The organism is Streptomyces beijiangensis, assembly GCF_017315755.1.
Classification (GTDB): Bacteria; Actinomycetota; Actinomycetes; order Streptomycetales; family Streptomycetaceae; genus Streptomyces; species Streptomyces beijiangensis.
Map to the genome: position 1 here is coordinate 1 of NZ_JAFLRJ010001133.1, position 299 is coordinate 299.

Sequence of the window (299 nt, forward strand, 5' to 3'; positions counted from 1 at the left end):
GCGCGACGTCCGTGTTTCGTAAGGACTCGAAATCCCTTATGTCCGTTTCGGATTCGTACGGTGAGGGCGTGACCGACTCACCTCCGACGTCCGTGGACGTCATCCTCCCCTGCCTCGACGAGGCCGCCGCGCTGCCCTGGGTGCTGGAACGCATCCCCGAAGGCTGGCGGGCCGTCGTCGTCGACAACGGCTCCACCGACGGGTCGCCCGCGCTCGCCGAGCGCCTCGGCGCGACCGTCGTCCATGAACCCCGGCGCGGCTTCGGCGCCGCCTGCCACGCCGGGCTGCTCGCCGCCGAG

1 protein-coding gene is annotated in these 299 nt (G+C 71.2%); it reads left to right on the forward strand.

Annotated features, from left to right (window positions below):
• Window positions 1–38: 38 nt before the first annotated feature.
• Window positions 39–299: glycosyltransferase (locus J0695_RS40885; protein ID WP_206969865.1), on the forward strand; the 261-nt coding region annotated here is incomplete at its 3' end.